This is a genomic window from Okeania sp. SIO2B9, assembly GCF_010672505.1.
Classification (GTDB): domain Bacteria; phylum Cyanobacteriota; class Cyanobacteriia; order Cyanobacteriales; family Microcoleaceae; genus Okeania; species Okeania hirsuta.
In genome coordinates, this window is the sequence record NZ_JAAHGK010001275.1 from 1 (window position 1) to 2189 (window position 2189).

1 protein-coding gene and 1 pseudogene are annotated in these 2189 nt (G+C 33.9%); one reads left to right on the forward strand and one right to left on the reverse strand.

Going from position 1 to position 2189, the window contains the following annotated elements:
• Nucleotides 1-406: pseudogene (locus F6K13_RS29760) on the forward strand (gfo/Idh/MocA family oxidoreductase); the annotation flags it as partial.
• Between the two features lie 1093 nt (nt 407-1499).
• Here the strand turns inward: F6K13_RS29760 and F6K13_RS29765 are convergent.
• Nucleotides 1500-1856: a phenylpyruvate tautomerase MIF-related protein gene (locus F6K13_RS29765; protein ID WP_124155059.1), complete on the reverse strand. Its 357-nt coding sequence runs from the start codon at nt 1854-1856 to the stop codon at nt 1500-1502.
• Between the last annotated feature and the right edge of the window lie 333 nt (nt 1857-2189).

Consider the following 2189-nt stretch of genomic DNA (forward strand, 5'->3'; position numbering starts at 1 on the left):
TATTGTAGCGACTTTAACTGCTAGTAAGGTGACACATAAAAAATTACGTTCTATTGTTGCTCACTGTAAAAATTCTTTGACAGAAGCAGATTTTCTGAATAATGAAATTCTGATTCATCGTCAAACAACAGCAGATTATGTGACAGATTATGGTCAGGTTCTTTATCGTCAGGATGGTTTAATTGAAAAGGTTTATACTAGCAATATTGAACCTCTTCATGCAGAGTTAGAGCATTTTATTCATTGTGTGGGTGGAGGAAATCAACCTTCAGTTGGAGGAGAACAAGCTCTTAAAGCATTACGGTTAGCTAGTTTGATTGAGAAAATTGCCTTTGATGGTTTAGCTTGGCATTCAGAAGATTCAGAATGTAATTTATTGAATACTTCCATGTTAAAAGTAAGTTAAAGTATTTCCATAAATTCCTAGAGGAATTATTCAATATAAGTATTATTTCTTGAATTAATTACTCCGCCTTGTTGATTGATTTAGGCGGATTTTTACACTGAAATAAATTCAAGATATAGCTATAAGCATTCAGCTATAAGCATTCAGTTATCATACCAAATCCGGTTATCAAAAGTCCGTTTTTCGCTCTTACTCTCTAACCCTTCTGCATTCTGCCCTCAGCATAACTGCCTTACCTTCATAATATAGCAATGTGCGCTGGCATATTTACAAATTGCAGGAAGTGTCCAATAGCTAAAATCTTATATTATCAGCTTTTTATTCCCCCAAATGAGTTCCAAATGAGCTGTTACCTGCGCGCAGCGCTATAACGGTTCTTTCTAAACCGGATTTAGTATCAGCTATCAGCTAGAGCAAAAACTTTTAACTGTAATGTTTTGAAGTTTTTTAACTGTCCTAGTCTTAATGGGTAGTGCTATAGATATTTTTTTAATTTTGGCGAAGCTTTACAATCCTATTTAGTCAAAGTAATACTATTTTGTAGTCCTATTGAGTTGATTTCAAAAATCTCTTGACATTAATACCATCGATCAAAAAATAATGTTACGCAGAATTTGAGTTATAGTCATTTCAATTTTAGATTGAGACAAGCGTTTCTTCCATTGAAAGACTTTTAGCTGAAAAAGTATTTCATTCTTATTTGAAATTACTATATTTCTAGACTTTACCCATAATGTCTCTTTGACTAAAAATCAAGTTTCAACTCAATAATATTATGTGCGGTTAAATACTTATAAATAAGGGAGCACCGGAGCAGGGAGTATGGAGAGATTTACCGTTGAAGTCAGAAGATGATGTTTTTGATTACTAAGAAATGCGGACATAATATAAATAAATGCTGAAAAACTATTCCTCCTGACTCCTGACTCCTAGTAATAACTGAAATATTTGTAGTAAAAATTGATCACAAAAGTATAACCGGATTTTTAATATTTTGACAAAGGCAGTTTTAACAATAGTTATTAATAATTTAGAGTGACTAAATTATTAGTTAAAACTACCCTATATAATTCTCTTAAAAAAGGTAGAAAACTCAACCAAATGTGGAACTATTCCAGCCCCACATCGAACCTTTAGCATCAGAAAATTCTATATAAATTCGATTTTTTGGTACGCCTAAAGCCTGATTAATTTGTTGACAAAAATCTTGACTTATCCCTTTTGTTTGCTGAGGATTCATATTACCAATACTCTTAATTTCCATGTAGCAGACAGGTTCATCACTACTACCACCAAAAGTCATGGGAATATCTGATTCAAAAGTAGTCATTACATAAGATTCTGATTTACCAAAATGCTTCGCCATACCAGAGGAAAGGTTTTTTAAGAGGATGTCAATTTTATCTTTTTCTGGTTGAGAAACAGAAGTTTTAACTTTAATTAGTGGCATAAATCAATCAATAATTAGGGTTTGCTGAAAAAGTATTTTAGTAGGGGTAGGATATAGGATACAGAATACAGGAGACAGGAGGATTTAGAGGAGGTAGGAGTAAGAATTGTAAGAATGATTTTTCTGCCCAACTATGCGCCTAAAATATCAAATTTTTGAGCATGAAGAGCTGAAAAATTTGCACTTTTTTCGATATATACTGTCCCCTTTGTTACCCCCATATCCTGGCGCTTAATATGGCCTACGAGCAGCTACAGGATCGCGGCATTGATGTGGTCATGATTACCAGCACTGACGCAGCACAGAGCGAGATTGTGGCGAGGGACTTGATGC